Here is a 21,747-nt window from a genome sequence, read left to right on the forward strand (position 1 = left end):
TCGGGCCCGTACGGAGTGCCACGACTTCGAGGCTTCGGCAAGGCGTTATCCCCATGTCGCCCAGACGACACCGCGGTCCCACGTAGGCTGCCCTTGTGGTGTTGTCCGCATCGAGCGAAGCAGCAGCGTTCATCGACCTGGATTCCGCAGGCCCGTTGGCCGTGTGGCTGATCACGCTGAGCTTCATCTTCTTCGAGTGCGCGTTCATCTTCGGCCTGTTCCTGCCGGGTGACTCGCTGCTGTTCGCCGCCGGTGTGGTGCTCGCATCGCACGACGGTGAACTGTCGGCTTGGTTGCTGTCGCTCGCCGCGCTCATCGTGGCCGTCGTCGGCAACCAGATCGGCTACTACATCGGCCGGCACACCGGGACGCGACTACTCGCCCGGCGCGGTGGCAAGGTGCTCAACAAGGAGAACCTTGCCAAGGCCCGGGACTTCCTGGACCGACGCGGCTTCTGGGCCATCGTGCTGGCCCGCTGGATCCCGTGGGTGCGCACGCTCGCCCCGATGATCGCCGGCGCGGCCCGGATGGACCCGAAGCGGTTCATGCTGGCCACGACCATCGGCGCGATCGCCTGGGTGCCGACGCTGGTGCTCGCGGGCTACTACGGCGCCGGCCTGCTGACGGCCGTGCCGTGGCTGGAGACGGCGGCCGTGGTCATCAGCATCGCCTTCTTCGTCGGCGGCACCGGCTACGGCTTCTACCGCTACCGGCAGGAGATGAAGAAGCCGGTGGACGAGGACGCCGTCGTCGTCGTCCCGCAGAACTGACGGGGCTCACAGCACTTCGGTGATCAGCAGGTCCGCGGCGGACTTGGACGCGTTCACCATGAGCGCGTTCACGTGGTCGGTCCCGTGCAGCACGCGTTCACGGGCGTCCTCCTCCGACCGCCCGTAGCGGACGTGCCGGTCGATCAGCCGGGCCACCCGCAGCTCCTCGTCGATCATCAGGAACCACGCCTCGTCCAGCACGACCCGCACGCGCTTCCACCGGTCGTACTGGAGCAGCAGGTAGTTGCCCTCGGTGACGACCAGCGGCACGGACGGGTCGACCGGCACCGCGCAGGCGATCGGTTCCTCGATCTCCCGGCGGAACTCCGGCGCGTACACGACGTCCGGCCCACATGCCTTCAACCGGCCGAGCATGTCGACGTACCCGGGGATGTCGAACGTGTCCGGCGCGCCCTTCCGGTCGGCGAGGCCCAGCCGCTCCAGCTCGCGCTGGGCCAGGTGGAAGCCGTCCATCCCGACCAGCACGGCGTCCTCGCCGAGCGCGTCCGCCAACCGGCGGGCCAACGTCGACTTGCCCGAGCCCGGCGCGCCGCCGATGCCGAGGAGCCTGCGTTCGCCGGTGTCCACCAGCCGTCGCGCCCGGTCGACCAACTCGTCGAACCTCACCCGCTGTCCCGCCACCGTCCCAGCTCCTCCACCCAGTCCCACGCGGTGTGGCGCACGCGCACCGCGGCAACCTCGTTCGCCCAGCGGACGGCTTCGTCCACCGCCAGCCCTTCGGCGACCGCGACCGCCAGCGCGCCGTGCCACACGTCGCCCGCGCCGTTCGTGTCGCGCACCTCGACAACAGGTACCGGTCGCGCGCCGGTGACACCACCGCGCGACCAGGTGACGGGACGCGGGCCGTGCGTCCGGATCACCAGCGGCACACCGCGGGCGTGCACCTCGGTCTCGGACAGCTCGAAGGCGGCCGAGCACGCGGCGACGTCCACCAGGGGCAGCAGGTCGTCCAGCACAGGCTTCCAGCTGCCCGCGTCCAACACCACCGGCACGCCCGCGCGTCGGGCCAGGCGGGCGGCTTGCAGGGCGAGCGGCCCGAGGTGGCCGTCCACCAGCACCACGTCCGCCGCTTCGACCAGCGCCGGGTCCACCTCCCCGGTGAGTTCGGACTCCGCCGCGTTGCGCGAGATGACGGTCCGCTCACCGTCCCGCTCCCGCACCGCGACCATGCTCAACGCCGGACCGGCCCCGAGCGAGCGCACCTCCACCGGGTGCAGCCGGGACCGCGCGAACCCGCCCAGCTCACCGTCCAACGCGGTCAGCAGCACCGCCCGGTGCCCCAGGGCCGCCACCGCGCGGGCGGCGTTCGCGGCCGGGCCGCCGGGCGCCAGGTGCACGCCGAGCGACTGCACCTTCTGCCCCGGCCCCGGGAACTCCGCCACCCGTTGGCTGACGTCCACGGTGGTCAGCCCGACACACAGCACAGAAGCCACGGCACGCCCCTCCTACCAGGTAAGGTCCCCACGCAATCGCTTGCGCCAGCCCGAACGGGGACGAGTCCATGGTCACCATGAAGGAGGTCGCCAGTCTCGCCGGCGTCTCCATCACCACGGTCTCACACGTGATCAACGAGACCAGGTCGGTCGCCGCCGCCACCCGGGAACGGGTGCTGAAGGCGATCGAGGAGACCGGCTACACCGGCGACGCCATCGCGCGCTCGCTCGTCACGGGCGGCACGAAATCGCTCGGCCTCGCCGTGTCGCTGGTGTCGCACCCGTACTTCGCCGAGCTGATCGCCGCGATCGAGAGCGAGGCGGCCAGGTCCGGCTACACGCTGGTGCTGATCGACACCCGGGACACCGCCGAGTCGGAGCAGGCCGCGGTCCGGATGCTGCGCTCGCGCCGGGTGGACGGGGTGCTGCTCACGCCGACGTCCGGTTCGGCCGCGCTGCCCGAGTTGCGCCGGCTGGGCGTGCCGACGGTGCTGGTGGACCGGCTCACCGTGGCGCAGGAGGTGGACCAGGTCGGCCCGGAGAACGTGCAGGCCACGTCCACGCTCGTGCGGCACCTCGCGGAGTTGGGGCACCGGCGGATCGGCCTGGTGTGCGGCCCGACCGGCGTGCCGACCACGGACGAACGCGTGCTCGGCTACCGGCTCGGTCTGGGCCGGGCCGGGTTGGCGTGGGACGAGGAGCTGGTCCGGCCGTCGCTCGACCCGCTGCTCGGGCGCGTCACGGGCGTGGTGGTGAGCGACCACCAGGTGCTGATGGACGTGCTGCACACGGCTCGCGCGCGGGGCGTGCGGTTCGGGTCGGAGTTGGCGCTGGTGACGTACGGCGAGGTCGAGTGGGCCGAGCTGGTCGACCCGCCGCTGACCTCGATGGCCCAGCCGGTGGAGGAGATCGGGCGCACGGCGGTGCGGCTGCTGCTGGCCCGCATCGAGGACCCGACCCGGCCGCCGGAGACGAGCCGCCTGCCGCCGACGTTGCGGCACCGCCAGTCCTGCGGCTGCCACTGACCTCCGCGCCGCGGGTAGCGTGGCCCTCGTGCTGCTGCCCGGCCTGGTCTCGGTGACTTTCCGCGCGTTGTCCGTCCCCGAAGTGGTGGCGCTCGCGCGCGACTGCGGTCTTCGGGCCGTCGAGTGGGGCGGTGACGTGCACGTGCCGCTGAACGACCTGGCGGCGGCACGGGACGCGCGGCAGCGGTGCGCGGACGCCGGGTTGACCGTCTCCTCCTACGGCTCGTACTACCGCGCGGGCGTGACGGAACCGGCCGAGTGGGACGCCGTGCTGGCGACGGCCGTGGAGCTGGGCGCGCCGCAGATCAGGGTGTGGGCGGGCAACACCGGGTCGGCCACCACGTCCGGTGGGCAGCGGGCCGCCGTGGTCGACGCGATCCGTGCGGCGGCGGACGCTTCAGAGGCGGCCGGAGTGCGCGTGGCGTTGGAGTACCACCCGGACACGTTGACGGACACGTTGGAGTCCGCGAAGCGCCTGTTCGCCGAGATCGGGCACGGGTCGGTGGTGCCGTACTGGCAGCCGGGCGGCGCGCAGGACGTGTCGGACGCCGTCGAGGAGGTGCGGGCGCTGCTACCGGCGTTGACGACCGCGCACGTCTTCTCGTGGGGTCCGGGCGGCTGGTCGGACCGGCTGGCGTTGGCCGCGCGCGACGACCTGTGGTCGCCGGTGCTGCGGGAACTGGGTCGGGACGGCGTGGACCGGTTCGTGCTGCTGGAGTTCGTCGCCGACGACTCGCCCGAGGTGTTCCGCGCCGACGCCGCGACGTTGCTGGTGTGGCTTAGCTCCGCGGCGGCGTGATCCCGTTGCGCTCCAACAGGGCGGCGGCCTCCAGCGCCATCCACCCGCCCAGTTGGACGGACAGGTCCCGTTCCGGTCCGCCGCGCGCGGGCCGGACCGCCGGCTTCGTCCACTCCGGACCGAACAGCGGCCCGCTCACCACCGCGGTCCGGTTCGCCCACACCGCCTCGGCCGAGCTGAACACGATGTCCGCCGCCCGTGCCGCCTGGGGTCGGTCGAGCCGCAGCGCCGCCTGTGCCAGGTACCGGGTGAGGATGCCGCCGAACAGGCCGCCGTCACCGCCGCCGTGGCCGCGCAGGACGCCGTCGGTGGCGAGGTGCTTGTCCACCGCGTCGACGATCCGCGCCGCGGTGTCCCGGTAGTGGGCGGAGTCCAGCTCCACGCACGCGCCGAGCAGCACGCCCTGGCAGTAGGTGTAGACGTTCTTCTCGACCTCCCGGACCGAGCCGTCGGGGTGGACGTGCAGGCCGTCCCACGCCAGCCCGGTCTCGTCGTCCACCAGGCAGTCCTCGATCCAGTCCACGACGGACCGCGCGCGGCCGACGTCCGCCCGGGTGCCCAGCCTGGCGAACAGGATCGCCGCCGGGCCGTTCGCCGGGACGTTCTTGAAGTCGTCGTTCCGCTTCCACCAGATCCCGCCGCCGCCGTGGTCGGTCCAGCCCGCGCGGAGCCGGTCCGTGATGGCGGCGACGGCCTTCGGTTTCCCGATCCCGGCTTCCCGTTCGGCGCGGAGCAGCGCCAGCCCCAGCCACGCCACGTCGTCGTAGTAGTCGTTGGTCCAGCCGACCAGGTTGCGCACCCGGATGCCGCGCACGAGCCGCTTCACCAGCGCCAGCCGTGCCGGACGGGGTGCGCGGAGCTGGGCGTCGAGGACGCAGTCGAGCAGGTGCGCCTGCCACCAGTAGCTGAACCGGACGTGCAGCCGGGCGGCCCAGTCGACCGGCCACCCGACCGCGCCGAGGGCCGTGCCCGGCACTCCCCAGACCCGGCGCAGGTGCCGGGACTCGACCGCACGTTCGGCGACACCGGCGCGTGCGGCGAGGAGCTTCGGCGTAGTCACCCGACCAGCCTGCCTACTGAACCGTTCAAGAAGCTCGTCGGAACAGTTCCCAGTGGTAGAGGCCCATGGCGACGCTGGTGGTCAGGTTGTAGCTGGAGACCTTCGGCCGCATCGGCAACGAGACCACCAGGTCGGCCCGCTCCCGCACGTCGTCCGAGAGGCCGTGCCGTTCCGACCCGAAGGCCAGCACCGCGTCGTCCGGGATCCGCACGTCCCGCAGGTCGTGCCCGTCGGCGTCGAACGCGATGACGGTCCCCTCGACGTCCCCGACCCCGTCCAACCGGCCGACCGGCAACGCGAAGTGCAGCCCCGCGCTCCCGCGCAGCACGTTCGGGTGCCAAGGGTCGACGTCGCCGAGCGAGACGACCCCACCGGCGCCGAGCCCGGCGGCCACCCGGATCACCGCGCCGAAGTTGCCCAGGTTCCGCGGGTTGTCCAGCAGCACCAACGGCGCGGACCGGTCGGTGGTCACGACGTCGGGCCGTGCGGCGAGCCCGCCGACCCCCGTCGGGTGCGACCGCCCGATCACCCGCAGGAACTCGGCGGCGTCCACCACGTCGGCCCGGTCTTCGAACACGCCGACCAGGTCGGGCGCGTGCGACCTGGTCAACCCCAGCGCCTTCGCCCGGTCGAGCACCACCACCCGGTCGACCGCGGCCCCGAACCGGACCGCGTGCTTGACCGCGTGAAACCCTTCGAGGACCACTCGCTCGGCCACGTCACCCCCGGCGTTGGAAGACCGGGGCGATCGTAGTCAGGCCGACTCGGCGCCGCGGTGGCCCGGTGCGGTCTGCTCGACGCGGCGTTTGACGTGGTAGCCGACCCAGGACGTGATCACGACGAGCCCCACCAGCACCTGCACCAGGCGTGCGGCGGAATCCGGGTACAGGACGCCGTCGATGTAGGTGTCGATGAAACCGGACGCGAGGGCCGGCTGGCCGGCGGCCGTGCGGAGGGTGTTCTCCAGCCAGGTCAGGGGGCAGGCGATCGGGAACATCACGACCAGCAGACCCCACGTCGCCATCGCCAGGTGGAACCGCAGGACCTTCGGCCACCGCCAGGCCATGAAGCCACCGGCGACCAGGAACAGCAGGACCCCGAAGTGCACCACCATGACGAGCTCGGCTAACGCGCGCGCGTTCATAGCGACCTCCCTGTTTCCCAGAGTAGGCCGGTACGCGATCACACGCCCCTGAAATACGCAGGTGTGACGCAGTGGTCAGCCGCGGGGCAGTGCCTGCCAGGGCACCCGGCCCGCCACGTCCAGCAGCAGGTCCGCCAAGTGGGCCAGCGGAGCCTGCAACAGCGGGCCGGGCACGGCGGCGGCGAGGTTGTGCTCGTCGAACGCGATCGCCACCCCGTTCGCCCGCGGGTCGTGCAGCAGCGCCTGCGGCAGGCCGGAGCCGAACAGCGCCGTGGCGAACGCCGGATTCCGCCGGCGCACCTCGTAGCGCTCGTCCAACGCCGGGTCGCCGCTGGGCACAGGCTGCTCGAACAGACCCCACACGGTGTCGTCGCGCGGGCTGATCAGCACCCACGGCCCCGGCATCGGGCGCGGCACGACGACCACCGTGTAGGTCCGGTACTCCGACGTCACCACGTTGTCGGCGCGGAACACCACCTCGACGGCCAGCACCGGCACACCGCGCCAGTGGCCGACGAGCTGGGCCTTCACCCGGCTCCGGTCGGCCTCCAGCATCCGGCCGACCTGCGGCACGCGTTCCTGGAACCCCTGGTCCTCGGCGACGAACCGCCAGCCCAGGGACGCCTCCAGCGCCCGCATCTGCTGCTCCCACGGGCTCACGAACTGCCGGTCCGCGAACGGTCCCCGCTTGCGGCGCGACAGCCCCACCGCGACCCCGACACCGAGGATCGCCATGATCACCAGGAGCAGGACCAGCGAGAGCATGTCAGGCCAGGCCCAGGTCGGCGAGGTCGAGCAGGTACCGGTACGGCAGCCCGGCGTCCTCGATCACCTCGCGCGCGCCGGTGCCCCGGTCCACGACGGTGGCGACGCCGATCACCGTGGCGCCGCCCTCGCGCAGGGCCTCGACGGCGGTCAGCACGCTGCTGCCGGTGGTGGACGTGTCCTCGACCGCCAGCACCCGCTGCCCGGCCACCTCGATGCCCTCGATGCGCCGCTGCATGCCGTGCTGCTTGGCCGCCTTGCGGACCACGAACGCGTCCAGCACCTCACCAGCACCGGCCGCGGCGTGCATCATCGCGCACGCCACCGGATCGGCCCCCAACGTCAGACCGCCCGCCGCGACGTAGTCCCAGTCGGCGGTGAGCTGCCGGAGCAGCCTGCCGATCAGCGGGGCGGCGGCGTGGTGCAGCGTCGCCCGGCGCAGGTCGATGTAGTAGTCGGCCTCTTTGCCCGAGGACAGCGTGACCTTGCCGTGCACCACGGCCAACTCGCTCACCAACCGCGCCAATTCGGCTTTCGCGTCGGCGTCCAGTACCACTTCAGCTCGCACAGGTCCCAAGAGTGTCATACCGGGCCGTACGCTGGCACACCGTGACCCTTCCCGGCACCGACACCCTCGTCATCGAGCAGCCCTGGGGCGTGCTGCGGCACGTGCTCAGCACCAAGTACCGGAACGACGTGTACGACGGGCGCGGCGGGCAGATCGCGACGGTCTCCGAACGCAAGTTCCTGGGGCCACTGCGGAAGCTGTTGCGCGCCACGGCGTTCTCCGGCCGCACCCAGTTCGACCTCGTCCTGTCCGGGCACGGTCAGGAGCTGCTGCTGATCCGCAAGGGTGCCGGGAAGCCGCCGACGCAGGTGCTGTGGCCGAACGGCGTGGTGGCCGGTTCGGTGCGGCACGAGGGTCATGGTGCGTACGGGCTGCTCGACGCGGGTGGGCAGCGGTTGTGCCTGCTGCACGAGGTGGCTTCGTTCAGCCCGGGAGCCGTGGTGAAGCGCGACGGGCGGCGGGTGCGGCGGGACGTGCTGAACATCCGTCCGGGCACGCCGGACCCGGTCCGGTCGTTGGCGATCGCGGCGGCGGTGGCGTACGACGTGGTGCGGGGGATCGGGACGAACCACACCAGCGGCGGCAGCTTCGACTTCCCCACGCTGACCTGATCCAGGTTCACGCACCCTGACCTGAACCGGGTTCACGGATCACGCGCGCGTGATCAGCCGCAGTCCACGGGCCGACCACGCACGCACACCCGCCACCCAGACCACGGCGACGCACACCGCCACCCAGACCACCGCCAACCGCCACGGCCACGGGGCCACAGGCCACAGGCGCGGGCCACGGGCGCGGGCCACGGGCGCGGGCCACAGGCGCGGGCCACAGGCACAGCCAACCGACCACGGGCCACGGCTACCGACCCACCCGGACCATGGCCAACCGCCACCGACCGCCCCGGACCACGGCCAACCACTACCGCCGCCGCCCGCCCGGACCACGGCCACAGGCCGCCCAGATCACCGGCTACGCAGGCGTCCCCGCCAAGGGGACCCCTGCTTTAACCCTGCCACAAGGGTCCGACAATGTCGGGGCCTGTGGACAAGTCCGGCGGGGCTGGGCGGCCCCGGCACCAGCAGTCGGCTGGACACCAGCAGCCGACTACCAGGCGTCCTCGCTGAACTTGTTCGGCTCGTCGTCGTCATCGTCACGTCGCCCACTCGGCCGAGGCGTGCCCGCCGAGGCGACGTCCTCGGGGTCGTCGCCCGCCTGGATCGCCGAGTACGCGCGCTGCAAGTCCGGCACACCGGTCTGCAAAGCCTGCTGCACGCCCTCGTCGTCCACCGCGCGCCCGGACGCGATGTCCTCCCAGGACATCTCACCCGCGTCCACCCGCCGAGCCAGTTCCTTCAACTCCCGGGGCGCACCGGGGCTGTTGGCGAACCGCGAGATCTCCGCGAAATCGGCCTGCGTCAGCCCACGCGACCGCATCTGCACCTGGCTCGCCGCCCGAGCGGTCTGCTCGACGTTCGCCATGCGCTGTTCCACATCGGCGACCAGCGCGTCCAGCCGGGCCTTGTCATACGGGAACGTCACTGCCCTCCACCTCCACCTGAGCCCGTGGGCGCGGGTGCCGGCGCTGTCGGCGGAGGCGTGCTGGAGCGGCCGTTCGCCGCGTTCCCCGCCTTGCCGAGGCCGTAAGCGCCCAACCCGACACCGATCGCGCCGGACTTCGCCGCGGCCACGCCGTTGTCGTACTTCTCCTTGCCGTCCTGGTACCCGTCGACCACGTCCAGCAGGTCGCCGACGTCGCGCACGTCCTTCAGCTTCGACAGCGCGGTGCCCATGGCGACGACGCCGTCGATCATGCCCTGGACGCCCTCGATCAGCGTCTCGATGGCGATGATGATCTTGCGGATGGCGTCCACGATCTGGATCGCGTCGTACACCATCCACACCGCGCGGCCCCAGCCGACAACCGGGATCCACGCCGTCATCGCGGCTTCCATCAGCTTGCCGACCAGCATGTCCAGCAGCGTCAACGCGAGACCGCACGCCGTGCGGCACGTGCTCGCGGTCGACCGGAACTGGTTGCCGATGATCCGCGCGATCTGCGAGTCCGCCTCGATGGCGATCACCCACATGGTGCCCATGCGCGTCTCGAACGCCTTGGCCGCGTCACCGTCCCAGTGCGACGCCAGCTGCTCCGCGCCCGCGTCCACGTTGTGCCGCACGGAGTCCAGTGCCTTGGCCACCCGGTCCCACGAGTTGGCGTTCTCGTCGATCTTCTCGAAATCGCCGAGCAGCGGCTTGATCAGCGCGTCCAGCAGGTTCTCGCCGGTGACCTTCTCGTAGATCCAGTTGACGCCCTGGATCTTCCAGCCGGCCTTCTCGATGAGCTCCTTGGTCGACTGCCGACCCGGCCGGTCCTCCGCCCCCGCGCTGAGCGCGACCGACGGGTCTTCGACGTCCGCGTACGCGGTCATCGGCCACCTCCGAGCGAGGGCGCCTCGGCGACGGTGTGGAGCTCGGCGAGCACCTTGTCGATCAGGGTCATGACCTGCTGTTCGCCCTTCTCGTACATGTCGGCGGCCTGGTTGAGCGATTCGGCTTCCTTGACCATCATCTGGTTCGCGAAGTCGAGCGTCTCCCCGTAGAGGGACGCGACGCCGGTGACGATCGGCTGCAACAAGGAGAGAAGACCGGTGAAACCGGAGGTGTCGCCGCCCTTGGTGACAGCGTGCTCCTTGATCGTCATGAAGTGCTGCGCGTTGCGTGCCAGCAACTCGCCGTACCCGCGGAGCTCCGGCGGCTCCACTTTGAACTGTTCGCCCATGGACGGTTCCTCCCTGTTCCAACTAGTGGAGTGGGACGGGCCGAACCGGGTTCAGGTTCCCAACGATCTAAGTGCGACCTCGGCCGCCCGCTGCGCGCGAGGCCAGCCGCCGCAGCAACGAGCGCGGGACGAAACGTGAGAGCACGGTGATGGCCTTGTACTGGGCGCCCGGAATGGACAGCGGCTTGCCCGCGCGGAGGTCGGCGAGCGCGTCGTGCACCACGCGGTCCGCGTCGAGGTAGAGCAGGCCGGGCGTCCTGGACATGTCGATCTTCGCGCGCTCGTGGAACTCGGTGCGCACGAAACCCGGGCACAACGCCATCACGCGCACACCCGTGCCCGCCGTGGCCATCGCCATGCCTTCGGAGAACGCCGTCACCCACGCCTTGTCCGCGCTGTACGTCGTGCCTCGGCCAGGCAGGAAACCGGCCACGCTGGACACGTTGACCACCGCTCCGCGGCCGCGCGCCACCATGCCGGGCAGCGCGGCGCGGGTGAGTCGGAGCACGCTCGTCACGTTCACGTCGAGCTGGGACTGGAGCGCGAGCGGGTCGGCGGCGAAGAACTCGGCCGAGAGGGCGAAGCCCGCGTTGTTGACCAGCAGGTCGACCTCGCGCTTGGCCAGGAAGTCCTCGACCGCGGCACGGCCGTCCTGGCTCGCCAGGTCGGCGGGCAGCACCTCGGCGGTGATGCCGTGCGCCGCGCGCAGCTTGGCCGCCGTCTCCTCCAGCCGCTCCACCGTGCGGGCGACGAGCACCAGGTCGTGGCCCTCGGCGGCGAGGCGGCGGGCGAACGCGGCGCCGATGCCGGACGTCGCGCCCGTCACCAGGGCGGTCGGCGGCGTCACGGCTTGCGCCCGAACTGCGGGCGGTGGACTTCGCCGCCGGTGTCCGATTCGGGGTCCACCTCGAACGGGTCGATCACGTCGGCGAGTTCGCCGAGGTCGCGCAGCAGGCGTTCCAGCCGGGCGGGGGTCGAGTTCGGCGGCGCGGCGGCCAGCACCCAGTCGTCCTCCAGCCAGACCACGGTGACGTCCCCGCCGATCTCCTCGGCGGCGTCGACCAGGTCCGGGGTGATGAGCTTGCGGGCGGCGGGCAGTTCGCTGACGAACGCGTACCGCGAGCCGACCGGGCCGAGCAGGTCGGGCATCTGGTCGCGCTGGAACGGGACGCTCGGCAGCCACAGCTCGATGACCACCGACAACGCACGCCGGCAGCGCACGCCGACCAGCACCGAGTTGACCTTGCCGCCGGTTTCGTGGTCGAGCACGTAGACCTGGCGGCGGCCGTCCGCGGTGAAGGTGGAGCCGGCGACCACGTCCTTGGCGACGCCGGTGCCGTAGTAGGCGATCGCGCCGCTCTCCCAGCGGGTGGGCAGCACGTGGTCGGTCTCCTCGAACTGCCAGCCGCGCAACGCCGCCCATCGGCGACGTTCGCGGTTACGCGCGGTTCGTTGCGCCCGGTCGGTGGCGAGCAGGGCGAACCCCGCGACGCCCGCTACCGCGGCGACGGTGAACCAGACCCACGCCGGTATGCCCACGGTGCGAGAGTAGCGGGCTGCGGGGAACAAACGAAGATCACTTGGGGCGTGGTTCGCGCAAACGGATCAAGCTGTTACCCGGATCGCGGAGGTCTGCCGGCGACGTCAGGGCGTGCCTCAGTTGTCCACAGGCCCGAACCTTGTCCACAGGGCAGCCCCGGACAGCTCGGGCGTGTCGGCCCCGCATGGCAGTGGTCAGCTTCTCGGCGTTCCATGCGACTTCGGCGGCGTGGCCGATGTCGCGGGAAGCGTTGTGGTCGGCGTTCGCGGTGTGGCCGCAGCGTCGGCAGGCGAACACGGCCTGGTGGGGCCGGTTACCGCGTCCGGTGCGTTGCGCGGTCGTGACGAGCTGCTTGGACAGGACATGGTTGACGTCGGTGGCGAAGCGCGCCTCCCGACGACGGAGGCGTTTGAGGGCACGGCGTGCGGAGGTGGTGCGTTTGGCCTGCAACTTGCGCCGCAATGCCCGCATCCCGGCCCGATGGCGGTTGAGGCGGCGTCCGGCCGCGCGAACCTCGTCGGCGGTGGTGGTGATGTTGACGATGCCCAGGTCGACACCGAGCCACCCGGCCGGCTCCGACAGCTCCGGTTCCGGCACGTCGATCGTGGCGATCAGGAACCACATGCCGTCCCGGAACACCTGGTCGGACTAGCCCCGCCGATGCTCGCGCAGCAGATCCAGGTGGTCGCCTCGGCCGGTGAACCGCACGCCCTTCAGGCGTCCACACACGGTCCAGATCGACACCGTGCGCTCGTCGTGGTCCCACGACAGGCAGCGGTCGTCGAACGCCTGGGCCGCATCCGGTCGGAACCGGACCGGCGCCGACCCGGCCTTGACCCGCCGCGCGATCCCTCCGGGCCGAGGTTGCCGGCCCGGAGATTGCCGGTCAGCGTGGTGTAGGCGTCGGCAACCTTGCGGATCACGTGCAGCGCCGGCTGCGCGGACAACCCGAACTCCGCTTTCACCTGCGCGTAGAGCAGCTTCTGCAAGCCACGGCGCGAGTACACGTCGCGTTCGCGGGCGAGTACCGACACCCGGTCGGCCGCCGCATTCGCCGCGTGGAGGGCGGACGTCAGCGCCGCCGTCTGGTCCGGCGTCGGCAGCAGCCGCGCTCACCGACACGCTCCTCACGCGATGTGAGGTGATCATGCTCGAGGTGTGCGCCGGGTTCGACGCCGAGCTGCGCGAGTTCAACGGCGAGACCGACCACGTGCACCTCCTCGTCCAATACCCGCCCAGCGTCGCGCTGTCCCGCCTGGTCAACAGCCTCAAAGGCGTCTCCGGCCACCACCTGCGCCGCGAGTACCCCGACCACATCCGGCAGTACCTAGGGGGCAACCACGTCTGGTCGCCCTCCTACTTCGCCACCTCCTGCGCAGGTGCACCACCCGACATCGTCAAGCACTACATCCAGCGACAGAAACGACCGGACTGAAACCTGCCTGCAACGACAGGACCGCAACCACCGGATCGCATTCCTCCCGGCCGTGAACGGCCGGGATCCCTGCGATTAGCGCGTTGAAAACAGGGGCCCTCCGCGGGGGACGCCTGCGAAGCGGACTTGCGGCCTGGGGCAGATCACTCGCCCGCTCGACCCGGGCCGCGTCGACTCGCCCCGCTCAACCTGGCCCGCTCACCACGCCCGCCGTTGCCTGCCGACGCCGGCGAGCTCGGCACACCGGACCACCGCAGAGCTAAGCCAGGCGGCGCGCGAAGAGCATCGCGCTCGGTTTGCTCTCGTCCGGGTCGAGCAACGTCTGCGCCTCGACCACGAACCCGGCCTCACGCAGCCAGGCCCCCACCCGTTCAGGCCGCCGACGGTGGATGTAGACGTTCATCGGATGACCGCCGTAGCCCTCCGTCTTCAGGTGTGACGCGTCCCCGACGTGGAAGCCGAGCAGCAGCGGCCCGCCAGGACGAAGCACCCGCCGGAAGTGCGCGAACACCCCCGGAACCTCCTCGTCCGGCACGTGGATCAGCGACCACCACGCGAGCAGCCCGGCGACCGACCCGTCGGCGAGGTCCAGGTCCGTCATCGACCCGACCTCGAACCGCACGCCGGGGTGGTCACGCCGAGCCGCCTCGACCATGCCCGGCGACAAGTCGACACCGAAGGCGTCGGCCCCCAGCCCGCGCAGGTGCGCGGTGACGTGCCCGGGGCCGCAGCCGACGTCCGCCACCGGCCCACCACCCGCCGCTGCCACCGTGTCCGCGAACAACGCCAGAGCCGACATCAAGTGCGGGTACTTGGCCAAGCCGTCGCGCAGCATGTCCGCATAGCTCTCCGCGACCGTGTCGTACGAGGTCCTGGTGTCGGCCAACCAGCCGTCAACGCTCATGGCCGACACCGTATTCACCCCGACATCACGCCCTGCCGACGATCAGGCCCGACTGGTCGTCCAGCACGTCGACCCGCACCGTGTCACCGTCCCGCACGTCCCCGGCCAGCAGTTCCTTCGCCAGCTGATCACCGATGGACGACTGCACCAGCCGCCGCAACGGCCGAGCCCCGTACACCGGGTCGAAGCCGTTCAACGCCAGCCACTCACGCGCGGCGGGGGTGACTTCCAGGGTCAGGCGACGTTGCGCAAGACGACGGGCGAGGCGTTCGACCTGGATCTCCACGATCGAGGTCAGCTCCTCGGTGGCCAGCGAGTGGAACACCACCACGTCGTCCAACCTGTTCAGGAACTCCGGCTTGAAGTGCGTCCGGACCACCGACATGACCGCGTCACTGCGCTGCCGCTCGTTCAGGTTGGCGTCGGCGATGACGTGCGACCCGAGGTTCGACGTCAGCACCAGGATGGTGTTGCGGAAGTCGACCGTGCGACCCTGGCCGTCGGTGAGCCTCCCGTCGTCCAACACCTGGAGCAGCACGTCGAACACGTCCGGGTGGGCCTTCTCGACCTCGTCCAGCAGCACGACCGAGTAAGGCCGGCGGCGCACGGACTCGGTGAGCTGACCGCCCTGGTCGTACCCGACGTAACCGGGGGGCGCGCCGACGAGCCGGGCCACCGAGTGCTTCTCGGAGTACTCGCTCATGTCGATCCGGATCATCGCCCGCTCGTCGTCGAACAGGAACTCCGCCAGCGCCTTGGCCAGCTCCGTCTTGCCGACGCCGGTCGGTCCGAGGAACAGGAACGAGCCGGTCGGCCGGTCCGGGTCCGCCACGCCCGCACGGGTCCGCCGGACCGCGTCCGACACCACCCGGACCGCCTCGGCCTGGCCGACCACGCGCTTGGCCAGCTCGTCCTCCATGCGCAGCAGCTTCGCCGTCTCGCCTTCGAGCAGCCGACCCGCCGGAATGCCCGTCCACGCGGAGACCACGTCGGCCACGTCGTCCGGGCCGACCTCCTCCTTCAGCATCACGGCGGCGCCCTGCGTGGTGCGGGTGGCCGCCTCCAGCTCCTTCTCCAACGCCGGGATGCGCCCGTACCGCAGCTCGGCGGCCCGGCCCAGGTCACCGTCCCGCTCGGCCCGCTCCGACTCGCCGCGCAGCTGCTCCAGCTGCTCCTTGAGGTCGCGGACCTTCTCGATCGAGCCCTTCTCGTTCTGCCAGCGGGCGGTCAGCCCGGCCAGCGTCTCGCGCTGCTCGGCCAGCTCGGCTCGCAGCGCGGCGAGGCGTTCCACCGAGGGCGCGTCCGACTCCTTGGCCAGCGCCATCTCCTCGATCTCCAGCCGGCGCACCGCGCGTTCGACCTCGTCGATCTCGACCGGCCGGGAGTCGATCTCCATGCGCAGCCGGGACGCCGACTCGTCCACCAGGTCGATCGCCTTGTCGGGGAGGAAGCGGGCGGTGATGTACCGGTCGGAGAGGGTGGCGGCGGCGACCAGGGCGGCGTCGGTGATGCGCACGCCGTGGTGCACCTCGTACCGGTCCTTGAGGCCGCGCAGGATGCCGATGGTGTCCTCGACGGACGGCTCGCCGACGAAGACCTGCTGGAAGCGGCGTTCCAGGGCGGCGTCCTTCTCGATGTGCTCGCGGTACTCGTCCAACGTGGTCGCGCCGACCATCCGCAGCTCGCCGCGGGCCAGCATCGGCTTGATCATGTTGCCCGCGTCCATGGCGGACTCGCCCGTAGCGCCCGCGCCGACGATCGTGTGCAGCTCGTCGATGAACGTGACGACCTGGCCGGCGGAGTCGGTGATCTCCTTCAGCACGGCCTTCAGCCGCTCCTCGAACTCGCCCCGGTACTTCGCGCCCGCCACCATCGAGCCGAGGTCGAGCGCGACGACCTTCTTGCCGCGGAGGCTCTCGGGCACGTCGCCGGCGATGATCCGCTGGGCCAGGCCCTCGACGATGGCCGTCTTGCCCACGCCGGGCTCGCCGATCAGGACCGGGTTGTTCTTCGTGCGACGGGACAGGACCTGCACGACGCGGCGGATCTCGGTGTTCCGGCCGATGACCGGGTCCAGCTCGCCCTTGCGGGCGCGTTCGGTCAGGTCGACGCCGTACTTCTCCAACGCCTTGTAGGTGCCCTCCGGATCCGGGCTGGTGACGCGGGCCGAGCCGCGGACCTTGCCGAACGCCTCCTTGAGGGATTCGGGGGTCGCGCCGTGGCGACGCAGCAGGTCGGCGACCTGGCCGCCGTGGTGGGAGAGGCCGACGAGCAGGTGCTCGGTGGACACGTACTCGTCACCCATCTCAGTGGCGAGTTCCTGCGCCTTGCCCAGCACCCGGGCCGCCTCGCGGGAGAACTGGGGCGCGGACACGGAGGAGCCGCTGGCCGCGGGCAGGCCCCTGGAGATCTGGTCGAGTTCCTTGTGCACCTGCGTCGGGTCCGCGCCGACGGCGGACAGGAGGGGCGCGGTCAGGCCGTCGCCCTGGGCCAGGAGGGCGCCGAGGAGGTGGACCGGGCCGACGTCGGGATTGCCCGCGATGGTCGCCGCCTGCACGGCGGCGGACACGGCCTGCTGGGTCTTCGTGGTCGGGTTGAAAGCGTCCATTCCTCACCTCGGTCGGTGTTCGTGCGCGCGTTGGCCAGCGTTCCGCACCAGCCGTCATCCCGCTCAACGTCAGAAAAGTTGAGTCAGTTCCGCTCAACCTAGTGGAAGTGTGTGGTGTGGGCCACGGCCCGGCGCGGCGTGACGGCGGCCGTGAAACTCGGGTGCAGCCGAGAGGTCCGCACATGAGGATCTGGGCATGAGTTCCCTCGTGCACCACATCACGGTCGACTGCAAGGACGCTTACGCGCTGGCGCAGTTCTGGAGCCAGGTCACCGGGCAGCCGGTGAGCGACGAAGACCAGCCGGGTGACCCCGAAGCGCTCGTCGAACTGCCGGAAGGGCCGGGACTGCTGTTCATCCAGGTCCCGGAGGGCAAGACGGTCAAGAACCGGGTCCACCTCGACCTCCGTCCCGACATCGCTCGGGATGCCGAAGTGGAGCGGCTGCTCGGGATCGGGGCGACGTTGGTCGACGACCAGCGCCGGCCGAACGGTCGCGGGTGGGTCGTGCTGGCCGATCCGGAGGGCAACGAGTTCTGCGTCGAAGTCAGCGCAGCGGAGCGTGCCGCACTCTCCTGACGCCGTCACCCACATGTCGCAGCGGGTTGTCCACACCTGTGCCTGAGTTGTCCACAATTCGCAGGTGAGCATCCACAGGCCGGTGCGGCAACCCGCACTTGCGCGGTCCGCCGGCCGCCACTGGGGTGAACGTCCCGCCCGTCGCGCTCACCGGCGGGCGGAGCGTCTCAACCGGCCGTCTCAGCTGGACGCTGGGAGCGATCCCGGACACGGTCGCGTGCGCAGTCGTGCGCGTTGCGTGGGCAAGCCGTTCACCTGGGAGTGGGCGATGAGCAGCGCATTAGGTATACGTGGAGGGGAATGTCCACCCTTTCGCCGGAGCCGTGCGTAACCCGCTGTAACCGCACTGCACTCGAAGGTGGCATCAAGGAACCGACCGGCCAGTTGGCGGGTTAGTGTCGCCTCGTCGGGGATGGAAGCTTGACGAGGACGTAGCGCCCTTGCTGGCGCCGCCAGAAACGTGGAGACTGCGCCCGGACCATGACTGCGAACGCTGTGTTGAGCCCCATCCCAAGCCCCCCACACCGAGAACCTCCTCCTGGTGTCACCGCTATGGTGCGGATGATCCGGGAGAGCTTCGCGGTGGTGGAGCCGCGCCAGGACGAAGTCGCGAAGTTCTTCTACGGCATGCTCTTCAGTCTCGCGCCGGCGACCCGTGAAATGTTCCCCGCGAACATGGAGGTCCAGCGCAGCCGACTGCTGCGCGCCCTGGTCCACGTCGTGCAGATGGTGGACCGCCCGGACGACCTGATCCCGTTCCTCCGCCAACTCGGGCGTGACCACCGCAAGTTCGGTGTCGTCAACGTGCACTACGAGTCGGTCGGCATGGCGCTGCTGTCGGCGGTCAAGAAGTTCGCCGGACCGGCGTGGACGCCGCAGGTCGAGATGGCCTGGGCCGAGGCGTACACGATCATGGCGCGGGCCATGCAGGAGGCCGCGGCCGCCGACGACGGGCCTGCGTACTGGCACGCGACCGTGCTGGAGCACCAGCGGGTGAGCTGGGACCTGGCCGTCGTGCGGTTGCAGCCCGATCACCCGGTCGGGTACCAGGCCGGTCAGTACGTCAGCGTGGAGACGCCGCAGCGCGCGCGGCTGTGGCGGTACTACTCGCCCGCCAACGCGCCGCGCGACGACGGCATCATCGAGTTCCACATCCGTTCGGTCGAGGGCGGGTGGGTGAGCCGGTCGATCGTCGGGCACACGCAGCCCGGTGACGTGTGGCGCATCGGTCCGCCGATGGGCCGCCTGAGCGTCGACCGCAAGAGCGGGCGGGACGTGCTGATGGTCGCCGGTGGGACCGGTGTGGCGCCGATGCACGCGATCATCGACGAGATGGCGCAGTGGGGCGAGAACCCGCGCGTGCACCTGTTCATGGGTGGGCGGACGCGGGAGGACCTGTACGACTTGGACAACCTCCAGCGGTTCGCCATGACCAACCCGTGGCTGACCGTCGTGCCGGTGCTGGAGTCGGATCCGGGTGCGCGCGGTGTCGAGCAGGGCACGCTGGCCGACGTGGTCACGCGGTACGGGGCGTGGGAGGAACGGGACGTGCTGGTGTGCGGCTCGCCGTCGATGATCCGGGCGACCGTGTCGCGGATGCTCGTCGCCGGGACGCCACTGGACCGGATCAAGTACGACCCCTTCACCCTGGACTGACCCGCTAGCACCGGTTCACGCGCCCGTCGCGCCGATTCGCGCCAGTTCACCTGGTCGCGTCGGTTCGAGCCGTGCCTGCGCGCCGGTAGGCGCACGCGGTTCACGCGTGGGTTCTCGCGGTTCACGCGTGGGTTCTCGCGGTTCACGCGTGGGTTCTCGCGGTTCACGCCGTCCGTCGCGCCGGTTCACGCACGCGGTTCAGGTCCGCCGGGGGTCAGGTCTGCAGGGTCAGGCGCGCAGGGTCAGGCGCGGTCAGGCGCGCGGAGTCAAGCGGGACCCGACCACGCCGCGCCGAGCACCGCCGCCAGCGTCTCGGGCCTGCTGGTCTGCGGACAGTGGCCACCGTCGACCTCGATCGCGTCGACCCCGAGCCGTTCCCGCGCGGCCCGGCGCATCCAGGACGGCCGCAGCGTGCGGTCCTCGCGGGGCAGGACGTAGGTCGACGGCACGTCCGGCAGCTCGTGGACCTCGCGGTACGTCGCGGCGGGGTAGAAGAGGCGGAGGGACCGCAGGCCGGCGCGCACCCCGGCCAGGTCGCAGTCGTGGAACAGGAAGTACGCGGCCACCACCGGGTCCGCAGTGGGCGGGTCGGTGAGGGCGCGCCACTCCGGGTTGAACATCTCGCCGGTGTCGGCGGCGAGCTCGTCGGCCAGGGACACGGGGCCGGGGATCATCGCGGCGATCCAGGCCAGGTGGGACGCGGCGACGGCGCGGGCGATGGCGGGCATCAGCAGGCCGGCGCCGGAGTGGCCGACCAGGACCGGGGCGAGCATGTCGCCCGCCTGCGCGCGGGCGATCGCGGCGTAGTCGACGGCGCGCAGCTCAGGCTGGTCCGTGGGCAGGTCGACGGCGACGGTGCGGTGGCCACGGCGGCGGAGGAGGTCCTCGACGGGGCGCCAGGCGGTCGGCGACTGGGTGGTGCCGTGCACGAAGACGTAGTCCACGGCTCCAGTGTGGCCGCGGGTTCGGCGTCGCGGGGTTCCTCATGGTTTAACCGAGTAACGGGAACAGTGTTTCCGTACATATTTCGGCCATGATCACCCCATTGGGCGACGCCGCCGGTCAGCGTTTGTTCGGTTTCCAGACGACCAGGGCGGTCTCGTGGCGCACCGGGACCAGGTCACGGCGGTACGACGCGTGGACCGAGGCTGCGGCGTGCTCGGCGGCGGCCATGGCGGACGCGAGCTGTTCCGCCAGCTCGTTCACCTGGGCGCGCAGCGCGCCGACCTCGTTCTCCAGCTCGATGATCCGCTTGACCCCGGCGAGGTTGACGCCCTCCTCCTGCGAGAGGCGCTGCACCTCCCGCAGCAGCACGATGTCGCGCATCGAGTACCGGCGCCCACCGCCGGAAGTGCGGCCCGGCGACACCAGACCCAGCCGGTCGTAGGACCGGAGGGTCTGGGCGTGCAAGCCGGACAACTGGGCCGCCACGGAGATGACGAAGAACGGGGTGTCCTCGTCGGTGCCGGGCGGGAACGGGAAGCTCACACCGACCTCTTCTCCAACAGGGCGTTGAGCTCAGCGCGCGGGTCGTGCTTCGCCGTCGCCGACGCGTAGTTCTCCAACGCCTCCCGTGCTGCGGCGTCCGTGTTGTTCGGCACCGCCACGTTCAGCGTGATGAGCAGGTCGCCGACCTGTCCGTCGCGCTTGGCGATGCCCTTGCCCTTGGCCCGCAGCACCCGGCCACTGGCCGTGCCCGCGGGAACCTTCAGAGTCACCTTGCCCTCAAGCGTGGGCACGGTCAACGTCGTGCCGAGCGCCAACTCGGGGAACGTCACCGGCACGGTCAGCGTCAGGTCGTTGCCCGAACGCCCGAAAAGCGGGTGCGGGTTGACGTGGACGCGCACGAACAGGTCGCCGTTCGGCCCGCTGTTGCGCCCCGGCTCACCCTGCCCGGCCAACCGGATCCGCTGACCGTCGTCCACGCCCGGAGGGATGCGGATGGTCAACGTGCGGCTCTTCGTGCTCACGCCGTCGCCGCCGCACTCCGGGCACGGGTCGTCCACGATCCGCCCGGTGCCCCGGCAGTCGGTGCACGGCTCGGAGAACGCGAACGCGCCCTGGCTGCGGGTCACCAGACCGGCGCCACCGCAGTTCGCGCACGTCCGGGGCGTCGTGCCGGGACGCGCGCCGGAACCGGAGCAGGTGCCGCAGGCCGCCGGGCTGGACAGGCGCATGGGCACGGTCGCGCCCTTGACGGCCTCGGTGAAGTCGATCCGCACGTCGGTCTCGACGTCCTCGCCGCGCCGCGGTCTGGTCGCCGACCCCGCCGTGCCGGCCCGGCGGTTGAACAGGCCGCCGAGCAGGTCGCCGAGCCCGCCCATGCCGCCGGGCTGCTGCGCGCCCGCGCCCTGGCGGCCGAACAGGTCGCCGACGTCGAACCCGCTGCCGGTGCCGAACCCGCCGGGGAACCCGCCGCCTCCGGAGAAGAGGCGGCGGGCCTCGTCGTACTGCTTGCGCTTCGCGGTGTCCGACAGCACGCCGTACGCCTCGGACACCGCCTTGAACCGCGCCTCGGCCTTGGCGTCACCGGGGTTGGCGTCGGGGTGCAGCACCCGCGCCAACTTCCGGTACGCCTTCTTGATGTCGTCGGCCGAAGCGTCGGAGGTGACGCCCAGCTCGCGGTAGAAGTCCTTCTCGATCCAGTCACGAGCGCTCACGGA

At 71.1% G+C, this 21,747-nt stretch carries 24 protein-coding genes and 1 pseudogene; 7 read left to right on the forward strand and 18 right to left on the reverse strand.

Annotated features, from left to right (window positions below):
- The first annotated feature begins 95 nt into the window (after positions 1 to 95).
- Positions 96 to 770, forward strand: a complete 675-nt coding sequence (locus tag F4560_RS31330) for a DedA family protein (protein WP_184926265.1) — start codon at positions 96 to 98, stop codon at positions 768 to 770.
- Positions 771 to 776: 6 nt separating this feature from the next.
- Here the strand turns inward: F4560_RS31330 and F4560_RS31335 are convergent, their stop codons facing one another.
- Complete coding sequence (locus F4560_RS31335) at positions 777 to 1,412, reverse strand: nucleoside/nucleotide kinase family protein (RefSeq protein WP_312869587.1); 636 nt, start codon at positions 1,410 to 1,412, stop codon at positions 777 to 779.
- Positions 1,394 to 2,215 (reverse strand): PfkB family carbohydrate kinase, encoded by an 822-nt coding sequence (locus F4560_RS31340; protein WP_184929502.1) that lies wholly within the window; start codon positions 2,213 to 2,215, stop codon positions 1,394 to 1,396. Before F4560_RS31340 ends, F4560_RS31335 begins: the two co-directional genes overlap by 19 nt.
- Positions 2,216 to 2,292: 77 nt before the next feature.
- Between F4560_RS31340 and F4560_RS31345 the strand changes: the two genes are divergently transcribed.
- Together F4560_RS31345 and F4560_RS31350 are read left to right on the forward strand one after the other, a co-directional pair.
- Complete coding sequence (locus tag F4560_RS31345; protein ID WP_184926267.1) at positions 2,293 to 3,249, forward strand: LacI family DNA-binding transcriptional regulator; 957 nt, start codon at positions 2,293 to 2,295, stop codon at positions 3,247 to 3,249.
- Between the two features lie 28 nt (positions 3,250 to 3,277).
- A complete protein-coding gene (locus tag F4560_RS31350; protein ID WP_184926269.1) occupies positions 3,278 to 4,048 on the forward strand; it encodes a sugar phosphate isomerase/epimerase family protein in 771 nt (256 codons plus the stop codon).
- Here F4560_RS31350 and F4560_RS31355 read toward each other — a convergent pair.
- From F4560_RS31355 to pyrE, 5 genes are all read right to left on the reverse strand, one after another.
- Positions 4,029 to 5,108 (reverse strand): glycoside hydrolase family 76 protein, encoded by a 1,080-nt coding sequence (locus F4560_RS31355; protein ID WP_184926271.1) that lies wholly within the window; start codon positions 5,106 to 5,108, stop codon positions 4,029 to 4,031. The two genes, F4560_RS31350 and F4560_RS31355, sit on opposite strands and share 20 nt — an antisense overlap.
- A gap of 25 nt (positions 5,109 to 5,133) precedes the next feature.
- The gene (locus tag F4560_RS46325; protein WP_184926273.1) at positions 5,134 to 5,826 is read right to left on the reverse strand and encodes a TrmH family RNA methyltransferase; all 693 of its coding nucleotides are present in this window, start codon (positions 5,824 to 5,826) and stop codon (positions 5,134 to 5,136) included.
- Between the two features lie 36 nt (positions 5,827 to 5,862).
- Entirely contained in the window at positions 5,863 to 6,252 is a 390-nt protein-coding gene (locus F4560_RS31365) for a DUF2784 domain-containing protein (RefSeq protein WP_184926275.1), read from the reverse strand.
- 75 nt (positions 6,253 to 6,327) lie between these two features.
- Entirely contained in the window at positions 6,328 to 7,017 is a 690-nt protein-coding gene (locus tag F4560_RS31370; protein ID WP_184926277.1) for a hypothetical protein, read from the reverse strand.
- Between the two features lies 1 nt (position 7,018).
- A complete protein-coding gene (gene pyrE, locus F4560_RS31375; protein ID WP_312869879.1) occupies positions 7,019 to 7,573 on the reverse strand; it encodes an orotate phosphoribosyltransferase in 555 nt (184 codons plus the stop codon).
- A gap of 53 nt (positions 7,574 to 7,626) precedes the next feature.
- Here pyrE and F4560_RS31380 point away from each other — a divergent pair, with 53 nt between their 5' ends.
- Complete coding sequence (locus F4560_RS31380; RefSeq protein ID WP_184926281.1) at positions 7,627 to 8,196, forward strand: hypothetical protein; 570 nt, start codon at positions 7,627 to 7,629, stop codon at positions 8,194 to 8,196.
- A gap of 493 nt (positions 8,197 to 8,689) precedes the next feature.
- Here the strand turns inward: F4560_RS31380 and F4560_RS31385 are convergent, their stop codons facing one another.
- The 6 genes from F4560_RS31385 to F4560_RS43795 all read right to left on the reverse strand — a co-directional run bounded on the left by F4560_RS31385 (position 8,690) and on the right by F4560_RS43795 (position 12,528).
- A complete protein-coding gene (locus F4560_RS31385) occupies positions 8,690 to 9,124 on the reverse strand; it encodes a hypothetical protein (RefSeq protein WP_184926283.1) in 435 nt (144 codons plus the stop codon).
- Positions 9,121 to 10,014, reverse strand: coding sequence for a WXG100 family type VII secretion target (locus tag F4560_RS31390; protein ID WP_184926286.1), 894 nt, complete (start codon positions 10,012 to 10,014; stop codon positions 9,121 to 9,123). The genes F4560_RS31385 and F4560_RS31390 overlap by 4 nt, the downstream gene beginning before the upstream one ends.
- Positions 10,011 to 10,364 (reverse strand): hypothetical protein, encoded by a 354-nt coding sequence (locus F4560_RS31395; RefSeq protein ID WP_184926288.1) that lies wholly within the window; start codon positions 10,362 to 10,364, stop codon positions 10,011 to 10,013. Before F4560_RS31395 ends, F4560_RS31390 begins: the two co-directional genes overlap by 4 nt.
- A 67-nt stretch (positions 10,365 to 10,431) precedes the next feature.
- Positions 10,432 to 11,211, reverse strand: a complete 780-nt coding sequence (locus tag F4560_RS31400) for an SDR family NAD(P)-dependent oxidoreductase (RefSeq protein WP_184926290.1) — start codon at positions 11,209 to 11,211, stop codon at positions 10,432 to 10,434.
- Entirely contained in the window at positions 11,208 to 11,903 is a 696-nt protein-coding gene (locus F4560_RS31405; RefSeq protein ID WP_312869588.1) for a TtfA family protein, read from the reverse strand. Before F4560_RS31405 ends, F4560_RS31400 begins: the two co-directional genes overlap by 4 nt.
- A gap of 37 nt (positions 11,904 to 11,940) precedes the next feature.
- Complete coding sequence (locus F4560_RS43795) at positions 11,941 to 12,528, reverse strand: transposase (protein WP_221483702.1); 588 nt, start codon at positions 12,526 to 12,528, stop codon at positions 11,941 to 11,943.
- A gap of 529 nt (positions 12,529 to 13,057) precedes the next feature.
- Between F4560_RS43795 and tnpA the strand changes: the two are divergent.
- Positions 13,058 to 13,339: pseudogene (tnpA, locus tag F4560_RS46725) on the forward strand (IS200/IS605 family transposase); the annotation flags it as partial.
- A gap of 259 nt (positions 13,340 to 13,598) precedes the next feature.
- On the opposite strand, the gene F4560_RS31420 reads toward tnpA, so the two are convergent.
- Entirely contained in the window at positions 13,599 to 14,243 is a 645-nt protein-coding gene (locus F4560_RS31420; protein WP_184926294.1) for a class I SAM-dependent DNA methyltransferase, read from the reverse strand.
- A 25-nt stretch (positions 14,244 to 14,268) separates the two neighbouring features.
- Entirely contained in the window at positions 14,269 to 16,851 is a 2,583-nt protein-coding gene (gene clpB / locus F4560_RS31425; RefSeq protein WP_184926296.1) for an ATP-dependent chaperone ClpB, read from the reverse strand.
- Between the two features lie 196 nt (positions 16,852 to 17,047).
- Between clpB and F4560_RS31430 the strand changes: the two genes are divergently transcribed.
- The gene (locus F4560_RS31430; protein WP_184926298.1) at positions 17,048 to 17,428 is read left to right on the forward strand and encodes a VOC family protein; all 381 of its coding nucleotides are present in this window, start codon (positions 17,048 to 17,050) and stop codon (positions 17,426 to 17,428) included.
- Positions 17,429 to 17,980: 552 nt separating this feature from the next.
- Positions 17,981 to 19,084 carry an FAD-binding oxidoreductase gene (locus F4560_RS31435; protein ID WP_184926299.1) on the forward strand — a complete coding sequence of 368 codons (1,104 nt, stop codon included), beginning with the start codon at positions 17,981 to 17,983 and terminating at the stop codon, positions 19,082 to 19,084.
- 266 nt (positions 19,085 to 19,350) lie between these two features.
- On the opposite strand, the gene F4560_RS31440 is transcribed toward F4560_RS31435, so the two are convergent.
- The 3 genes from F4560_RS31440 to dnaJ form a co-directional block, all read right to left on the reverse strand.
- Positions 19,351 to 20,028, reverse strand: a complete 678-nt coding sequence (locus F4560_RS31440) for an alpha/beta fold hydrolase (RefSeq protein WP_184926301.1) — start codon at positions 20,026 to 20,028, stop codon at positions 19,351 to 19,353.
- A 118-nt stretch (positions 20,029 to 20,146) separates the two neighbouring features.
- The gene (locus F4560_RS31445; protein ID WP_184926303.1) at positions 20,147 to 20,572 is read right to left on the reverse strand and encodes a heat shock protein transcriptional repressor HspR; all 426 of its coding nucleotides are present in this window, start codon (positions 20,570 to 20,572) and stop codon (positions 20,147 to 20,149) included.
- Positions 20,569 to 21,744 (reverse strand): molecular chaperone DnaJ, encoded by a 1,176-nt coding sequence (gene dnaJ, locus F4560_RS31450; RefSeq protein ID WP_184926305.1) that lies wholly within the window; start codon positions 21,742 to 21,744, stop codon positions 20,569 to 20,571. The genes F4560_RS31445 and dnaJ overlap by 4 nt, the downstream gene beginning before the upstream one ends.
- Positions 21,745 to 21,747: the final 3 nt, after the last annotated feature.

The sequence above is a fragment of the Saccharothrix ecbatanensis genome, assembly GCF_014205015.1.
In the GTDB taxonomy this organism is placed as follows: Bacteria; Actinomycetota; Actinomycetes; order Mycobacteriales; family Pseudonocardiaceae; genus Actinosynnema; species Actinosynnema ecbatanense.

Excerpts from the sequence above, each read along its gene's own strand:
- F4560_RS31345 (WP_184926267.1), top strand. The coding sequence starts at position 2,293 with ATGGTCACCATGAAGGAGGTCGCCAGTCTCGCCGGCGTCTCCATCACC.
- F4560_RS31365 (WP_184926275.1), bottom strand. The coding sequence starts at position 6,252 with ATGAACGCGCGCGCGTTAGCCGAGCTCGTCATGGTGGTGCACTTCGGG.
- F4560_RS31370 (WP_184926277.1), bottom strand. The coding sequence starts at position 7,017 with ATGCTCTCGCTGGTCCTGCTCCTGGTGATCATGGCGATCCTCGGTGTC.
- F4560_RS31390 (WP_184926286.1), bottom strand. The coding sequence starts at position 10,014 with ATGACCGCGTACGCGGACGTCGAAGACCCGTCGGTCGCGCTCAGCGCG.
- F4560_RS31395 (WP_184926288.1), bottom strand. The coding sequence starts at position 10,364 with ATGGGCGAACAGTTCAAAGTGGAGCCGCCGGAGCTCCGCGGGTACGGC.
- F4560_RS43795 (WP_221483702.1), bottom strand. The coding sequence starts at position 12,528 with ATGTGGTTCCTGATCGCCACGATCGACGTGCCGGAACCGGAGCTGTCG.
- F4560_RS31420 (WP_184926294.1), bottom strand. The coding sequence starts at position 14,243 with ATGAGCGTTGACGGCTGGTTGGCCGACACCAGGACCTCGTACGACACG.
- clpB (WP_184926296.1), bottom strand. The coding sequence starts at position 16,851 with ATGGACGCTTTCAACCCGACCACGAAGACCCAGCAGGCCGTGTCCGCC.
- F4560_RS31430 (WP_184926298.1), top strand. The coding sequence starts at position 17,048 with ATGAGTTCCCTCGTGCACCACATCACGGTCGACTGCAAGGACGCTTAC.
- F4560_RS31435 (WP_184926299.1), top strand. The coding sequence starts at position 17,981 with ATGGTGCGGATGATCCGGGAGAGCTTCGCGGTGGTGGAGCCGCGCCAG.